At 30.0% G+C, this 13,069-nt stretch carries 18 protein-coding genes and 1 CRISPR repeat array; of the genes, 9 read left to right on the top strand and 9 right to left on the bottom strand.

Annotated elements, in window-relative coordinates:
- The first annotated feature begins 2 nt into the window (after positions 1-2).
- The 4 genes from AVBRAN9334_RS06965 to AVBRAN9334_RS06950 are packed head-to-tail and all read left to right on the top strand — an operon-like array spanning position 3 to position 2,000.
- Entirely contained in the window at positions 3-371 is a 369-nt protein-coding gene (locus tag AVBRAN9334_RS06965; RefSeq protein WP_336607361.1) for a phage tail protein, read from the top strand.
- Entirely contained in the window at positions 368-568 is a 201-nt protein-coding gene (locus AVBRAN9334_RS06960) for a tail protein X (protein WP_336607360.1), read from the top strand. The genes AVBRAN9334_RS06965 and AVBRAN9334_RS06960 overlap by 4 nt, the downstream gene beginning before the upstream one ends.
- Positions 562-1,539 (top strand): phage late control D family protein, encoded by a 978-nt coding sequence (locus tag AVBRAN9334_RS06955; protein WP_336607359.1) that lies wholly within the window; start codon positions 562-564, stop codon positions 1,537-1,539. Before AVBRAN9334_RS06960 ends, AVBRAN9334_RS06955 begins: the two co-directional genes overlap by 7 nt.
- Positions 1,536-2,000: a phage virion morphogenesis protein gene (locus AVBRAN9334_RS06950; protein WP_336607358.1), complete on the top strand. Its 465-nt coding sequence runs from the start codon at positions 1,536-1,538 to the stop codon at positions 1,998-2,000. Before AVBRAN9334_RS06955 ends, AVBRAN9334_RS06950 begins: the two co-directional genes overlap by 4 nt.
- Here AVBRAN9334_RS06950 and AVBRAN9334_RS06945 read toward each other — a convergent pair.
- The 9 genes from AVBRAN9334_RS06945 to AVBRAN9334_RS06905 all read right to left on the bottom strand — a co-directional run bounded on the left by AVBRAN9334_RS06945 (position 1,983) and on the right by AVBRAN9334_RS06905 (position 8,572).
- Entirely contained in the window at positions 1,983-2,246 is a 264-nt protein-coding gene (locus AVBRAN9334_RS06945) for a Mor transcription activator family protein (RefSeq protein WP_336607357.1), read from the bottom strand. The genes AVBRAN9334_RS06950 and AVBRAN9334_RS06945 overlap by 18 nt on opposite strands.
- Before the next feature lie 75 nt (positions 2,247-2,321).
- Complete coding sequence (locus tag AVBRAN9334_RS06940; protein ID WP_336607356.1) at positions 2,322-3,605, bottom strand: DnaB-like helicase C-terminal domain-containing protein; 1,284 nt, start codon at positions 3,603-3,605, stop codon at positions 2,322-2,324.
- Entirely contained in the window at positions 3,602-4,042 is a 441-nt protein-coding gene (locus tag AVBRAN9334_RS06935) for a regulatory protein GemA (protein WP_336607355.1), read from the bottom strand. Before AVBRAN9334_RS06935 ends, AVBRAN9334_RS06940 begins: the two co-directional genes overlap by 4 nt.
- Complete coding sequence (locus AVBRAN9334_RS06930) at positions 4,039-4,284, bottom strand: hypothetical protein (RefSeq protein ID WP_336607354.1); 246 nt, start codon at positions 4,282-4,284, stop codon at positions 4,039-4,041. Before AVBRAN9334_RS06930 ends, AVBRAN9334_RS06935 begins: the two co-directional genes overlap by 4 nt.
- Before the next feature lie 67 nt (positions 4,285-4,351).
- Positions 4,352-4,972 carry a DUF3164 family protein gene (locus tag AVBRAN9334_RS06925; RefSeq protein ID WP_336607353.1) on the bottom strand — a complete coding sequence of 207 codons (621 nt, stop codon included), beginning with the start codon at positions 4,970-4,972 and terminating at the stop codon, positions 4,352-4,354.
- Positions 4,973-5,041: 69 nt separating this feature from the next.
- Complete coding sequence (locus tag AVBRAN9334_RS06920; protein WP_336607352.1) at positions 5,042-5,179, bottom strand: hypothetical protein; 138 nt, start codon at positions 5,177-5,179, stop codon at positions 5,042-5,044.
- Between the two features lie 11 nt (positions 5,180-5,190).
- Entirely contained in the window at positions 5,191-6,081 is an 891-nt protein-coding gene (locus AVBRAN9334_RS06915) for an AAA family ATPase (protein ID WP_336607351.1), read from the bottom strand.
- A gap of 56 nt (positions 6,082-6,137) precedes the next feature.
- A complete protein-coding gene (locus tag AVBRAN9334_RS06910) occupies positions 6,138-8,393 on the bottom strand; it encodes a DDE-type integrase/transposase/recombinase (protein WP_336607350.1) in 2,256 nt (751 codons plus the stop codon).
- The gene (locus AVBRAN9334_RS06905; protein WP_336607349.1) at positions 8,393-8,572 is read right to left on the bottom strand and encodes a hypothetical protein; all 180 of its coding nucleotides are present in this window, start codon (positions 8,570-8,572) and stop codon (positions 8,393-8,395) included. Before AVBRAN9334_RS06905 ends, AVBRAN9334_RS06910 begins: the two co-directional genes overlap by 1 nt.
- A 151-nt stretch (positions 8,573-8,723) precedes the next feature.
- On the opposite strand from AVBRAN9334_RS06905, the gene AVBRAN9334_RS06900 reads away from it, so the two are divergent.
- From AVBRAN9334_RS06900 to cas4, 5 genes are all read left to right on the top strand, one after another.
- Positions 8,724-9,401 carry a LexA family transcriptional regulator gene (locus AVBRAN9334_RS06900; protein ID WP_336607348.1) on the top strand — a complete coding sequence of 226 codons (678 nt, stop codon included), beginning with the start codon at positions 8,724-8,726 and terminating at the stop codon, positions 9,399-9,401.
- An 8-nt stretch (positions 9,402-9,409) separates the two neighbouring features.
- Positions 9,410-10,036, top strand: a complete 627-nt coding sequence (locus tag AVBRAN9334_RS06895; protein ID WP_336607347.1) for a hypothetical protein — start codon at positions 9,410-9,412, stop codon at positions 10,034-10,036.
- A gap of 157 nt (positions 10,037-10,193) precedes the next feature.
- Entirely contained in the window at positions 10,194-10,433 is a 240-nt protein-coding gene (locus tag AVBRAN9334_RS06890) for a hypothetical protein (protein WP_336607346.1), read from the top strand.
- 1 nt (position 10,434) lies between these two features.
- Complete coding sequence (locus tag AVBRAN9334_RS06885) at positions 10,435-11,208, top strand: DUF169 domain-containing protein (RefSeq protein WP_336607345.1); 774 nt, start codon at positions 10,435-10,437, stop codon at positions 11,206-11,208.
- Positions 11,209-11,219: 11 nt separating this feature from the next.
- On the top strand, positions 11,220-11,792 hold the full coding sequence (gene cas4, locus AVBRAN9334_RS06880; protein ID WP_336607344.1) for a CRISPR-associated protein Cas4: 573 nt from the start codon (positions 11,220-11,222) through the stop codon (positions 11,790-11,792).
- Positions 11,793-12,132: 340 nt separating this feature from the next.
- Positions 12,133-12,896: direct repeats of the CRISPR family, unit length 38 nt; unit sequence ATTGCAAACCTAATTCTATCACAACACGGTTTGAAACT.
- Between the last annotated feature and the right edge of the window lie 173 nt (positions 12,897-13,069).

The raw sequence follows: 13,069 nt of genomic DNA, 5'->3' as shown, positions 1-13,069 counted from the left end.
AAATGGTTTTTGCATTAGGAGATTTTACATTTAATGAGCGTCATAATGAAAGCGTAACTAAAACAACTGATTACGCTTTAGGCTTTAATGATAGGATAGGAAACTTCCCAGCATTTTTTAAAAATGTTAAAACAAAGGTAGATTTAGAAATCAAAGGACACACAATTCCACGCGTAGATGGACTAAAAACACTTGATTTATTAAAGCAAATCGCAGAGAGTAACGAGCCACAGAGTTTAACAAATAGCTTAGGTGAGTATTTTGGTTTGTTTGTTGTAGTTGATATAGTTGAAGAAACGGCTAATTATTTGCCTAGCGGGGCGTTTTTAAGCCAAAATTTTACAATCAAACTTAAAAAGGTAGGAGAATGATAATAATAGCAAGTGATAACGATAGATTAGATTATCTAGTATATAAGCATTTAAAAAGCCTTGATAATTTTAGTCTTGTGCTTGAATTAAACCCACATTTAATCACAAAAACGCACCTAGATGCAGGTGATAAGGTGTATTTACCAGATATTGCACCAAATATAAAACAAGAAAGTAAGAGCAAAACACTATGGTAGCAACTTTTAAACTAATTGCAAATGATAAAGATATAACACAAACTATACAAGATAATTTAATAAGTCTTGAATTTAGTGATAAGGTAGGAGTTCAAAGCGATGAGATGAGTTTTGTAGTAAATGGTATATTTGTGCGGCCTGCTTTTAGTGATACATTAAAATTAAGCTTAGGTTATATTGTAAATGAAGAGCTAAAGCTTTTTGAATGCGGGACATTTAGTATAAGTGAATGTACTATTGATTATATAAATAATACAACTGAAGTAAGAGCTACAGCTGTTAATTTTAGTTCATCAGTTAAAATAAAACATTCAAAAACCTTTGCAAATACTAATTTAGGAGCAATTGCAGGAGTAATTGCAAATAGAAATAATCTAACAGCAAAAGTGCAAAACACAGCATTTAATGTAAAGATAAATCATATTTTACAAGATAATTCAAGCGATATAGAGTTTATTTATAGCTTAGCTTACAAACATGGCTTTATTTGTGCTATTAAAAATAATTGCTTAATTCTTACTGCGAAAAATGCTGAAATGAACGGCTATAAAGTAATAGCTAGTAAAAAAGAAAGCAAAAATGAAGATTTACCAAGCTTTAAGCTTAAAATTAGTGATTGTTTTGCTTTAAGTATCACTGAAAATAATCGCATAAAATACGATGCTTGTGAAATCACAAGTCATAATACAAATAGTGCAACACTAACACGCATAAAGGTTGGCGATGGCAATAATGTTTATAAGATAAAAGAAAGTGCAAACAAAAGCGAAGCAGAGCTTAAAAGCATAGCTACAGCAAGGCTAAGCGAACTTAACAAGGGTGGTGTAAAAGGCTCTTTAATTTGTGCTGGGCAACAAATATCAGCTGGTGGGTATTTAGAGCTTGAGAATATCGGAGTATTTAGTATAACAAGCGTAAATCATACTCTAAGTAGTGATGTTTATAGTTTAAATGTGGAGTTTGAAGCGTGAATAAAGAATTTGAAGAATTAACAGGCATTTTAAAAGATTTAGCAAATCTTCAAGGTAGTGAGCTTTTAACTCGTGCAAATAGCAATATGGCTTCAACACTACTTAAAGATATAGAAGATTGTTTTGAAAATGAAAGTGATGCAAAAGGCAATAAATGGGCTAAAAGAAAAGATAAAAAAGACCATAAGTTGCTTTTTAATACAGGGGATTTAGGCAATCATTGGGACACTAAAGCGGATAATAAAGGCTTTTTTGTCTTTAATAATCGTGGTAAGTCTAAAAGTGGTTTTTCTTATGGGCTTTCTCATCAGTTTGGCTCTAAAAATGGCATTCCTGCACGTCCATTTTTGCCTATTAAAGGCGAAACAATAGAAAACGCAGAGCTAAACGATGAGATAAAACAAAAGATTTTAAAAGAGCTTGAAAACACAATAAAAAGGGCTTTAAAGATTAGCAAATAGCCCTAAATCACTTGGTCTATGCTCTTTAGTTAGTGCATAAACACGACTTGTGCTTAAATCAAACTCTCTACTAAGTTGAAAAATAAGTTTTGAATGCTCCACTTTATCTTTTAACTCGTTGTATTTTGCGATAAGTTCAGCATAATCATCTTTTTTGCTAGGTATATAAATATTAACTCCACCCCATTCACGCATAATATCTTCAGTAGAATGCGTTTTTGCATATTCTATAAAACTATAAAACATTAAAAAACCTTTTTGATTTGAATTGCGTGGGTGAGAAATTATACAATAAGTTAAGTAAAAGTTTTTTAACAAAACTTATAAAACTTCTACTTGATGTGAATTTTCACAGATAAAAAATCTTGAAATTCTAGCTTTAAAGTCTAAGAAAATGTCGCCACATTCTCCACGCCTATTTTTTGCTATAGTTAAAATTGTAGGGCGTTCTTCTAAACCTTTTGGATTTTCGTTTTCGCTTAAAAATAATACTATATCAGCATCTTGCTCTATGCTTCCACTCTCTCTTAAGTCTGATAAAAGTGGCTTTTTATTAGCTCTTGTTTCCATCGCACGATTAAGCTGACTTAGTGCAATAATAGGGATTTTAAGCTCAAGGGCTAACATTTTAAGATTTCTTGTAATTTCAGCAACTTGCAAATGTCTTTCAGCTTTAATATTTGAGTTCATTAAACCTATGTAATCTAAAACAATCAAATCTAGTTTATGCTCTTTATGATATTTTCTAGCATTTAGTCTTAATTCATCTATATTTAAAAAGCCATTATCATATACAAAAAGCTTTTTAGTGCTTAAAAAATTAGCACTTGCTTGAATATTTTCTATTTCATAATCTAATAGATTTGCTTCAATTATTGAGCTTAAATTGATACTTGTATCAGAGCTTATAAGCTTTGCAAATAAGCTATATGCTTCTTGTTCTAAGCTAAAAAACAATACATTTTTATCACGCTTAAGTGCTGCTAACACCACATTTAAAGCTAGTGTGGTTTTACCATTTCCTGGTCGTGCAGCTATAATTATTAACTCTCCAGCTTTAAAACCTTTTGTATAATAATTTAGCATAGATAAGCCAGTATCTAAACCTATAAGGTTTTTATCAACAATACTAGCAACACGATTAAGCTCTGTGTAAAACTCATTAATACCTTGTGTGCTTGTTTTTATGCTTTCGTTGTTTTTGCTTTCAAGTATTTTTATAAGTTTAGTTTGAAAAGAAGCAGCATAATCATAGCCATTAATACTACTAGCTTTTATCTCGCTTATAGTATTAGAACATAGTGCAAAAAGGCTTCTTTTAACGCTTAAATCTTTAAGTATTTTTGCGTATTCTTTAATATCTATAAATGAATTTGCATTCTCAAGTTCTCTTAAATGATATTCATTTAAATTAATAGCAATTTTTAAAGTCTTTAAATCTACACTCTCATTTAAAGAATTTTTATGTAATAAAAACTCATATATTTCGCCATTTTTCTTATTAGAAAAATCAGCTTTATTTAAAATATTAACTATTTCACTTATGTTTTCGTTGTTTTCAATACAAGCAAGTAATACTGCGTATTCTAATTCTAAATCATTCATTTTAAATTCTTTATAGCATTTATCATTTTACTTGCATCGCTTTTACTCATCATTCCTAAAGAAAACGGAATGTAGCCTAAAATACGATTACAATAGCTTAAAAGTCCTGCAATGTCTTTATTTCTTACTACTTTTGAATTTCGCCACATTTTTAAAATTGTAGCGATTTGTGTCTTAGTAGAAGTGCCACGATTTGTAGTTTCAATATGACTTTCTATTTCACGATTAGCCTTTGCTTTTCTAGTTTCAAAGCCTTTGTATCCAAGAATAATAGCAAAATCTTTAAGCTCATCAATGTCTAAAAGTGTGCTACTATCTACGCCATATCTTTCAAATAAAATCGCTCTATACATCTCATCATCAATACCTTTTTCAGCTTTTAAAATATGAATGATTTGTATTAAATCAGCTCTAAATTTTCTTTGTTTTGGTGTCATTTGTAAGCCTTGCAAATTTCATTTACGCATTCAAATAAAGCTTTACGCATAGCATTTTTGCATTCTTGTAATGTTAGCTTTCTATACCCATAAAGGCGTAGCTCTTCATAATTTAATCCTTTAGTGCCATAAGCCTTATTTAACTCTAGCATATAACCAAAGTGGTCTAGTCTTTTTAGTTCAGTAAAAATAAGCTCATAATCATCAAGTTTTATAATTTCTCTTAAGCTTCTTAATATCATTTTAATCCTTTTTCTAAATACTTAAAAAGGCTTTGCAACGCTTTTGCAAGTGCGTTGCAAAACTATTTTAAATATTTGCAAAATCTAAACTTACATTAGCCCAGCTATCAGTTGCTTTATCTCTTTTATAAAATCTAATATAAGGCTTAACGCCAACGATTTCTACACTTTCACTGATAATTTCCATTGCCTCTTGCCATCTATGGTCTTTAATATCATAAGAGCGAAGTGATAAAATTTTTTTACTATCTAAATTACCCTTTTTATCCACTTCAAAAGCTTTATTTATCAATACTTTAATGTCTTCACTGCTATCTTTTACGATGTCATTTAGATACTCATCAATTTTTGCTTTTGCTATGTTTAGTTTTTCGTTAAAATTAATCTTTTCTGCCATTTGAATTTGAATTTTTAGAGTTTTTGAGTAGTTTTCAAATGTAAAGTTGCCTTTTTTTGCGTTACTTCTTGCATCTAGATTGTATTTTTCTAGCAATAAATCCAAGTAGCTTTCAATGTCGTTATTTATCTCATCTTTTAATGCTACTAGCTCAGTGTTTTTGTTTTCTACTTTAGCCAATATGCTTTCAACTAAGCCATCTTTTAACTGCTCATCAGCTCTAATGAGCTCTGGATGAACCCACTCACTTTTGCCATTAAGCCAACGACCTTTTTCATCAATAATTGCCATAAAATCTCCTTTTAAAATAATTAGCATAAATGCTTATTTAAGCCCTTATTGCAAGGGCTTGATAAACATTCAAATCTTTAAAATATCAACGACTTTGCTATCGCCATAGCGATAAATAAGCTCACCATCTGTATAAAAATACTTGCTTGAATAATCAGCAAAGTATCCTTTAATCATCACCTTCTTACTCTCTAATCTTATTTGCATTTATCATCCTTTCACATCAACATTTTTTTAGCTTCTGCTATTAGTTCGCGTGTTATCTTGATATTTGCTTTTTCGCTTAGTTCTTTTGTTCGTTTTAATAAACTCATTGTGCTTCTAAAGTTTCTACGAGCTAAACCCTCAATGTAATCTACACACTCGCTATCATCTATGCCAAAGCGAGAACAAATATCTTTTATCTCACTTGGTTTTAAGCCTTGTAGTCTCCAATGCAAACTCGCTCTAGAGCTTAATTGCTCAAATTCATTAGTGTTGTTTTTAAGTATGCCTGTAAGATTATTTTCTAGCTTGTGAGTTCCTACAAATACAAGTGGAGTTTTTGTTAAATCATGCATTCTGCGAAGTATTTCAAGACATGTGTGATTTAGCGTCTCAGCTTCATCTACTATGATGATATGATTTCTCTTTTTTAGTTCATCAGTAATTGCTAAAAACATATCATCACTTGAACCAGTAGAGCGAACATCAAGATTTAAACAAAGTCTTTTTAAAAGTGCTTTTGTTTTAATAGTTGGCACTACTTCTATAAGAATTGCTTGTGGGTGTTTTTTAGCGTATTCTTTAATAGTATTTGTCTTGCCTGTTCCTGCAAGTCCAATAATCGCACCCATACCACACACGCTTACTATCATATCAATAGTTCCAAAGATTGCTTTTACATCATGTGTGATTATAAAATCATCGCTATGTTGCGATTTTTTAGGCTTGAAACTATCTAAAAACTGCTTTACTTTAAGCTCAACTTCTTCGTGATAATTGAAGTTTTTATCATTATTCATATATTTTGATAGATAAGTAGTATTGTATCCTATACTATCAGCTACTTGTCTTTGACTAATTTTATTTGTTTTACAAAAATCTTTTAGTCTTGCTCTAACATCCATTTTATCTCCTTTGAAAAGTATTTAAAAAAACCTTATAAATAAGGCTTTTTTAAGCACTATCCAACATTTACATCATCAAAAATACTTTCCCAAGTCGCATCTTTGCTATCTTTACTTTCACTTATTTCATAATCTTCAAAACTAAGTCTTACTTCATCTAAAAGCTTTTTATTTGCTTTATATACACTTACCGTTTTATCATCCAATAAGACATTGTTTTTTGGTGTATTTAGTAGTTCGTTGTGTTCTTTTTCTCTTATTTTTAAGTCATATTCAACGCTAGTTTGTGTAAAGTCGCTAAGCTCTGCTTTTTTGATAACTTTTCTTACTTTACTTTGTGCTTGTTTGAATTCTTTTTGATGTGCTTTTAGCTCTTCTAGGCTTATATTTGCGATTTGTTTATCGTATGCTATACCTATAAATTCGGCATCTTTACTATACATATAAAGTTCTGAAACATTATCTATATTAATACACACTAAAAGTTCTGTTCCGACAAGCGGCATATCTGCACTTATATATGTTCTCTTATTTAGATTTATGCCCGTTTTTTGAACTTTTTTCACGATACTTTCACCCGCACGAGCCAAAAAGTATTCATAAGTAATTTTTGTAATGGTATTAGTGCATGAGTTCCACAAGTCAAGCCTTGAAACACCACTTTTGACTCTGTGGCGTTGCATATTCCACTTAGCCACACCTTTATCTAAAAGATTTAAAGCTTCTTCAAAGCTTAATAGGTGCTTTTGATTTGTTTTTTTGACTTTGCCATAAGCATTTTTAGCACTTCTATCTTTTTTAGCTGTTCTTTGCTCTATTTTTTCACGCTTTGCTAAATTGTGTCCTATATATCCAGGAGCAAAACTTATAAAACTATGTTGTAAAGTCTTAAAATGTCTTTCTACCATAGCTTTTTTCTCGCCACTATACGGCGGAGTGTTTTCATAAGCTATATTTAGCTTTTGTAAAGTGTGCTGAAAAGTTGAGCCTAAGTAGTCTTTTCCATTATCACCCTTAATTTTTTTAGGTATTCCAAGCTCACTTATAGCTTTCCAAAGCAGTCTTATAAGTGATAATCCGTTTGATTTATCGGCTAAAGTCGCTACACAACGACCACTGAAAACATCAACCACGCTTAAAATATCAGGTCTAAATTCATTACCCTCATCATCAATCACAAACATATCTAGCTTAGAGCTATCAATCTGCCAAATTTCATTTCTAGCACTAACTCTAGCTTTGCTATCTCCCATAGCTGGTTGCAAATATGACTTAGCTTTATCTTCGCCTTGCTCTACCATCACAGCTTCTAGTAAATGCTCTTTTTTATAGTTTTCTATGTAGTTTTGAAGTGTCTTTACGCTAAAAAGCTCAGCTGTATCTTTTAATAAAAAGCCTTTAAAATCAAAGTTTTTAGCGTTTTCGTGTAGGATTTCGTGTAATTCTGCGTAACTTATACCACCAGCACCACTTTTTCTCCATAGATTTAATGCTAACTCACGAAGATATTTAGGTATGCATTCGCCAATACGACTAGCTTTTTTAATTGTTCTTTTATCAACAAAGCCTAAAAGTCCATTTTCTTCATACTTTTTAGCAAGTCTATAATACTGCTGTCTTGATATACCGAGCTTAGCACAAGCTGATTTTATACTAAAACCACGCCTTACATACTCACAAATAACATCATAAATAAGCTCTTTTTTGCTTATATTTTTACTTTGTGTAGTATCTAGCTGAATGCTTAAAGGAGCGTAATTACCCACTGCATTACGCTCGTTTAAGCACTCATTTAGAGTGCTTTGTTCATCAATGTTTGAAGCTTTGCTGCTTGAGTGTTCGCTAAGTTTTTTTGTGGTAGAAAGTAGTGTGCTAGTTGATTGTGTAAGCTCTCTAGTTCCTTTGTTTTCTCCTGCATTAGTTGGTCTAGTATCGTTACATCCAACGCTCTCGTATATTCTTGCTCTAGCTTCTCTATCTCTTGCATCGTGCTTTCCATCAATGCAGTTATTTCTAATATCGCTTGAGTTCTCTTTATTATTAGCATTTATTTCTCCTTTTTTTTGTTTTTCATTATTAGTCTTGAAAAAGTCTTGAATAAGCACTAATTCATCGTTATAAACTTCAATGTTAGCGTCTATCAAGCCTTTATTTAAAGCAATACGAAGCTGTGCTGAAGTTACCTTAAATAAAAGCTTGTTTTGAAATTTTGTGTAGGTATATTTTTTAGAATTATTTATCGCTGCATATCTTAAGTTGCTCTCTGTTACTTTAAATATTAATGCAGCGTATTTTGTAGCAATAAATGGCATTATGCGATTTCCTTTGTATCTTTAATAAAGCCATCTTCTTTTAGGATTTTTTCTATCGTTACAAGGTCTGGTCTTTTACCAGTAATATAATTTCTCAATGAGCCATAATTGATATTTTTACATTTTGCATAATGTTTTAATGAACCAAATTGATTCTTTATGCGTTCTGTAATAGTCATTTTTAGTCCTTTGCTTTACTTTTTTGTAAATGTTACTACAAAATGAAATTAAAGTCAATACACAATTATGTAAATTGAAATTATTTTTTATACAAAATGAAAATTAAACTAAATTTTGTTAAAATATTTACAAAATTGTAAAGGTTAAATTATGAAAACTGCTAAAGAATTGATTGCAAAACTTTTAAATATGCTAGGTATTGATAACGAACAAGAATTCTGTAATAAATACGATGTCGTTTATGGCACTTTGCAAAGTTGGAAATTTCGTAACTCAATTCCTTATGAACTAATACTTGATATTTGCAAGAAAAACAATATAAGACTAGAGAGTGTGTTTTATGATGAGATTGCACCTGTAAGAGATGTAATCAGTGTAAGATATTATCAAGATATAAGTGCATCTGCAGGATATGGTGTAATTAATTGTGATGAGCAATGTAGTGAAATAGTGCTTGATAAATCATTTGCAAAAGAATTATTAAATGTAAATAATGCAAAAAATATAGATATTATTAAAATATATGGTGATAGTATGGAACCATTTGTTCACAGCGGTGAATTTGTAGTTGTAGAGCGAAATAAAAATGATTTTAATCGTATAAAGGATGGGGAAATTGTTATTATTAATATTAATGGCGATATATATTGTAAAAAAATATTAAAAAATCCTTACACAAAAGAAATAACACTTAGTTCTTTAAATTCATTTTATCCTGATTTTAAAATCAATGAAGAAGACTTTGAAAATACAAAAATCATAGGAGTTGTTAGTAAAGCTATTTCTATAAAAGATTTTGAACGGGCTTTTATAAAAATAAACAATTAAGGTAGATTATGAATAAACAGAATGATAAGTATGAAATAGATATAATATATTATTGTAGAGAATGCAACACAGTTGATTATTGTAATACACGCCAATTAAAAAAATACCTTAAATGCAAAAAGTGTGGCAGTATTTATTATCACAGACATATAGCTTGTGCTGGTAGGACACTACAAAGAAGAGTAAATACAATTATATATCCAATGAGATATAAATTAAAATTATATACACGTTTTGAGCTAAATTTAGACTTGGATACAGTATCTTCAAGTGATGAGTTTTATTTCTTTGAAACAAGCGTGAAATACTATTATGCCCCATATATTTATAGAAGCGACCATAACTTTCAATATGCAGCCTTTACAATTGAAGATAATAAAAATGGGAAAATAGCAGTTGTAGAAGATGGTTATAATCATAAAGACTGCTTAGTATTTAGGCATCATCACGTTTTTAATTTCAGTTATTTTAAAGACAATGCCTTTAATTTACATTTATGTGATTTTAATTTTAATGGAATAAAACTAAAAATGTATAATATCTTAGAATTAATAAGATTAATTGAAGTAATAAATGAAAGAAATAAATACTTAGGTATAAGTACAAATTTTGTATTTAAGTATATATTAAAATAAAATTAAATTATTTTATTAATTATAATAATTAAGATTTACTGGCTATTTTCACCAAAATATTCACTCAGTGTAACATTTAAGCTTAGAAAATATTCACTCAGTGTAACAAATAGGATTTCGGTTTATAGATTTAGACCAAGCCCAAACAGTAAAAGCATTGGATGAATTAGATGCTGCTTGCGTATTTTTTACTCATATGAGTAATGCTAAAAAAGACCCAAAAAGTTATTTAGCAAGAGATAATGAAATGATAAATGTTCCTATGGGTGTTATTGTAAAAGCAAAAAATGAAAATGCAAAATGGGCAATTGATTTTGCAAATAGTTTTAAAGATAAAGGTGTGCAAGATAAGATAAATGCTGCTTTTCCTGGAGTTTTTGAGTTTTATAAGGACTAATATGAATTATATTGATATTGTTAATACACTTTATTCTTCACTAATTTTAAAGTATAAAATTATAGGAATTAAATTAATTAATTCAAAAGAAGAATATGAAAAAATTGATTTTAAAGAGCCATCAAAGGCTCTTAATTATTGTGCTATGGTAAGAATGGCTGCTATGGGAACTGCTTATAAGGCAAAAGAAGCTGATTTTAAGTGCAAAAGTGCTCCTAGAGTATTAGGTATAAATCCATCTGATACATTGAATGATAAAGGACAAAGATGGGCTAGTTGGGGGCTTTATAAAGACGATAAAACAGCTTTTAATGTTCGTTCAAAATTAAACTACTTTAAAGAGCAAAATTATGGAGTTGTTATAGCTCCTATTGAAAATTATTTAAATTTACCTGATGTTATAATTTTTATTTGCAATCCTTATAATGCTATGCGTATTTTTCAAGGATATACATATAGCTATGGAATTTGTGATAATCTTGAAGTTATAGGAAATCAAGCAATTTGTTATGAAAGTACTACTAGAATTTTACAAAATAAAAATATAAGCATATCATTTTTATGCACAGGCACAAGACACAAGGCTGGTTGGGGTGATGATGATATGTCAATAGGGATTAATAAAAAATGTTTAGAAGGTATAGCTAGAGGTATTTTAAATACCATAAATCCAATGGAGCACGATAAAAAGAAAAAAATTATAGAAGAGAATTTAAAATTAAATAAGATAGATTATAAAATAGAATATTCGTGTAATTACTACAAAAAAGCTTAGATTGGAATTTCATGGAACTTTTGAAAGCGAGTTTGATTAGGCAGTTTGTGTTTTGTCCTAGGATATTTTATTTTTATAATTTTTGCGATATTACACCAAAATATCCTAAGCATGTAGATTTTGGCAATGATTTTCATAAAAAGCAAGATGAGCTTTTCAAAAGTCGCACATTTGCTAAACTTGGGCTAAGCGAATATAAAGCCTATAAAAATCAATATTTAGAAGATGAAGAATTGTGCGGGGTTTGTGATATGCTCTTTGTTGGGGTTGATGAGGTGGTGGTGCTTGAGTTTAAACAAAGTGATAATCTAAATCTTAGTAACGGGGCGAAAATGCAACTACTAGCATACGCAAAAATGGCTAGTAAAACTTATGCTAAGCCTTGCAAAAGAGTGATTTTATGTTCATTAAATCATCTAAAACATAAGGTTTTTAATATTTTTCCGAATGATTTTGCTAGGCTTAAAAGAGTTGTAAAAGATATGAAAAATCTTTTAGATAATGGAATTTTTCCAAATAGTAGCGCTAGTCTTAATGCTTGTAATCAATGTGAATTTTTTAACTATTGTGATGATAGGGAGTAAATTTAGTATGTTTGTGTTAAAGTTTATCGGGGTGGCTAAGCCAGTTGCCCGATATTTTACTAACTTTTCGGTATTTCTACCTACTTATGATTTCAAACGCTCGTTGTGATAGAATTAGGTTTGCAATTTTGAGTGAAATATAGAGTCTTTAGGTATGATTACATGTTTCAAACCGTGTTGTGATAGAATTAGATTTGCTTTTTAATTTTAGTGATACAAACTAAACATAGGTTTAATTTTTCCACTAAAGTACTAAAATTTGAAAGAATTTTAAAAGTGGAAAAATCACTATTTTTTAAAAACTCTCAAATACTTGATATATAAGCAAGTTTTCCTTGCTATTGCAAACCTAATTCTATCACAACACGGTTTGAAACCTTTATAATGGTGTTCCTGTTAGAACTTACGGAGAAATTGCAAACCTAATTCTATCACAACACGGTTTGAAACAGATTTTTGTGTGGCTCAAAAACTTTACAATATTTGATTGCAAACCTAATTCTATCACAACACGGTTTGAAACAGAGCTTGAATATCGTGGATATGATAGTGCTGGTATGATTGCAAACCTAATTCTATCACAACACGGTTTGAAACTAAAGGAACTAAAAAACGGCTCATTGTAAATCTTCTAATTGCAAACCTAATTCTATCACAACACGGTTTGAAACTCAAAATCTCCATTCTGATATGGCGCTGGTAAATGATTGCAAACCTAATTCTATCACAACACGGTTTGAAACTTAATCTAATAGCTCTATCATTGCCTGTTCCTGATTGCAAACCTAATTCTACCACAACACGGTTTGAAACTTTTAGGGGTAGGGCATTTCAGCCCTACAACTCAAATTGCAAACCTAATTCTATCACAACATGGTTTGAAACATGAAACTTTAAATATTGTAAAGTTCGGTTAAAACTAATTGCAAACCTAATTCTATCACAACATGGTTTGAAACAAAGACAGCCTAAACGAGCAAAAAAACGAAATTAAATTGCAAACCTAATTCTATCACAACACGGTTTGAAACAAAGACAGCCTAAACGAGCAAAAAAACGAAATTAAATTGCAAACCTAATTTTATCACAACACGGTTTGAAACTGTCTAATTAATAAATAATTTCATCATTAAGCTTTATTGCAAACCTAATTCTGTTGTAAGAATGCTAGAAATTAATAATATAACATAATAATACAAAACAAATACGATTAAGTAAAAAAATATAAAGTGGAAAAACTAGTAGTGAGTTTAAATTATTTAAATATTTTAAAATAT

This window comes from Campylobacter sp. RM9334, from assembly GCF_020138145.1.
GTDB lineage: Bacteria > Campylobacterota > Campylobacteria > Campylobacterales > Campylobacteraceae > Campylobacter_E.
This window is presented reverse-complemented; position numbering and strand designations above follow the sequence as displayed.

Coding starts and splice junctions, on each gene's coding strand:
- AVBRAN9334_RS06940 (WP_336607356.1), bottom strand. CDS start 3,605: ATGAATGATTTAGAATTAGAATACGCAGTATTACTTGCTTGTATTGAA.
- AVBRAN9334_RS06925 (WP_336607353.1), bottom strand. CDS start 4,972: ATGGCAATTATTGATGAAAAAGGTCGTTGGCTTAATGGCAAAAGTGAG.
- AVBRAN9334_RS06960 (WP_336607360.1), top strand. CDS start 368: ATGATAATAATAGCAAGTGATAACGATAGATTAGATTATCTAGTATAT.
- AVBRAN9334_RS06895 (WP_336607347.1), top strand. CDS start 9,410: ATGAATAAACAGAATGATAAGTATGAAATAGATATAATATATTATTGT.
- AVBRAN9334_RS06920 (WP_336607352.1), bottom strand. CDS start 5,179: ATGCAAATAAGATTAGAGAGTAAGAAGGTGATGATTAAAGGATACTTT.
- AVBRAN9334_RS06915 (WP_336607351.1), bottom strand. CDS start 6,081: ATGGATGTTAGAGCAAGACTAAAAGATTTTTGTAAAACAAATAAAATT.
- AVBRAN9334_RS06885 (WP_336607345.1), top strand. CDS start 10,435: ATGAATTATATTGATATTGTTAATACACTTTATTCTTCACTAATTTTA.
- cas4 (WP_336607344.1), top strand. CDS start 11,220: ATGGAACTTTTGAAAGCGAGTTTGATTAGGCAGTTTGTGTTTTGTCCT.
- AVBRAN9334_RS06910 (WP_336607350.1), bottom strand. CDS start 8,393: ATGCCATTTATTGCTACAAAATACGCTGCATTAATATTTAAAGTAACA.
- AVBRAN9334_RS06965 (WP_336607361.1), top strand. CDS start 3: ATGGTTTTTGCATTAGGAGATTTTACATTTAATGAGCGTCATAATGAA.
- AVBRAN9334_RS06955 (WP_336607359.1), top strand. CDS start 562: ATGGTAGCAACTTTTAAACTAATTGCAAATGATAAAGATATAACACAA.
- AVBRAN9334_RS06930 (WP_336607354.1), bottom strand. CDS start 4,284: ATGATATTAAGAAGCTTAAGAGAAATTATAAAACTTGATGATTATGAG.
- AVBRAN9334_RS06935 (WP_336607355.1), bottom strand. CDS start 4,042: ATGACACCAAAACAAAGAAAATTTAGAGCTGATTTAATACAAATCATT.
- AVBRAN9334_RS06905 (WP_336607349.1), bottom strand. CDS start 8,572: ATGACTATTACAGAACGCATAAAGAATCAATTTGGTTCATTAAAACAT.
- AVBRAN9334_RS06945 (WP_336607357.1), bottom strand. CDS start 2,246: ATGTTTTATAGTTTTATAGAATATGCAAAAACGCATTCTACTGAAGAT.
- AVBRAN9334_RS06900 (WP_336607348.1), top strand. CDS start 8,724: ATGAAAACTGCTAAAGAATTGATTGCAAAACTTTTAAATATGCTAGGT.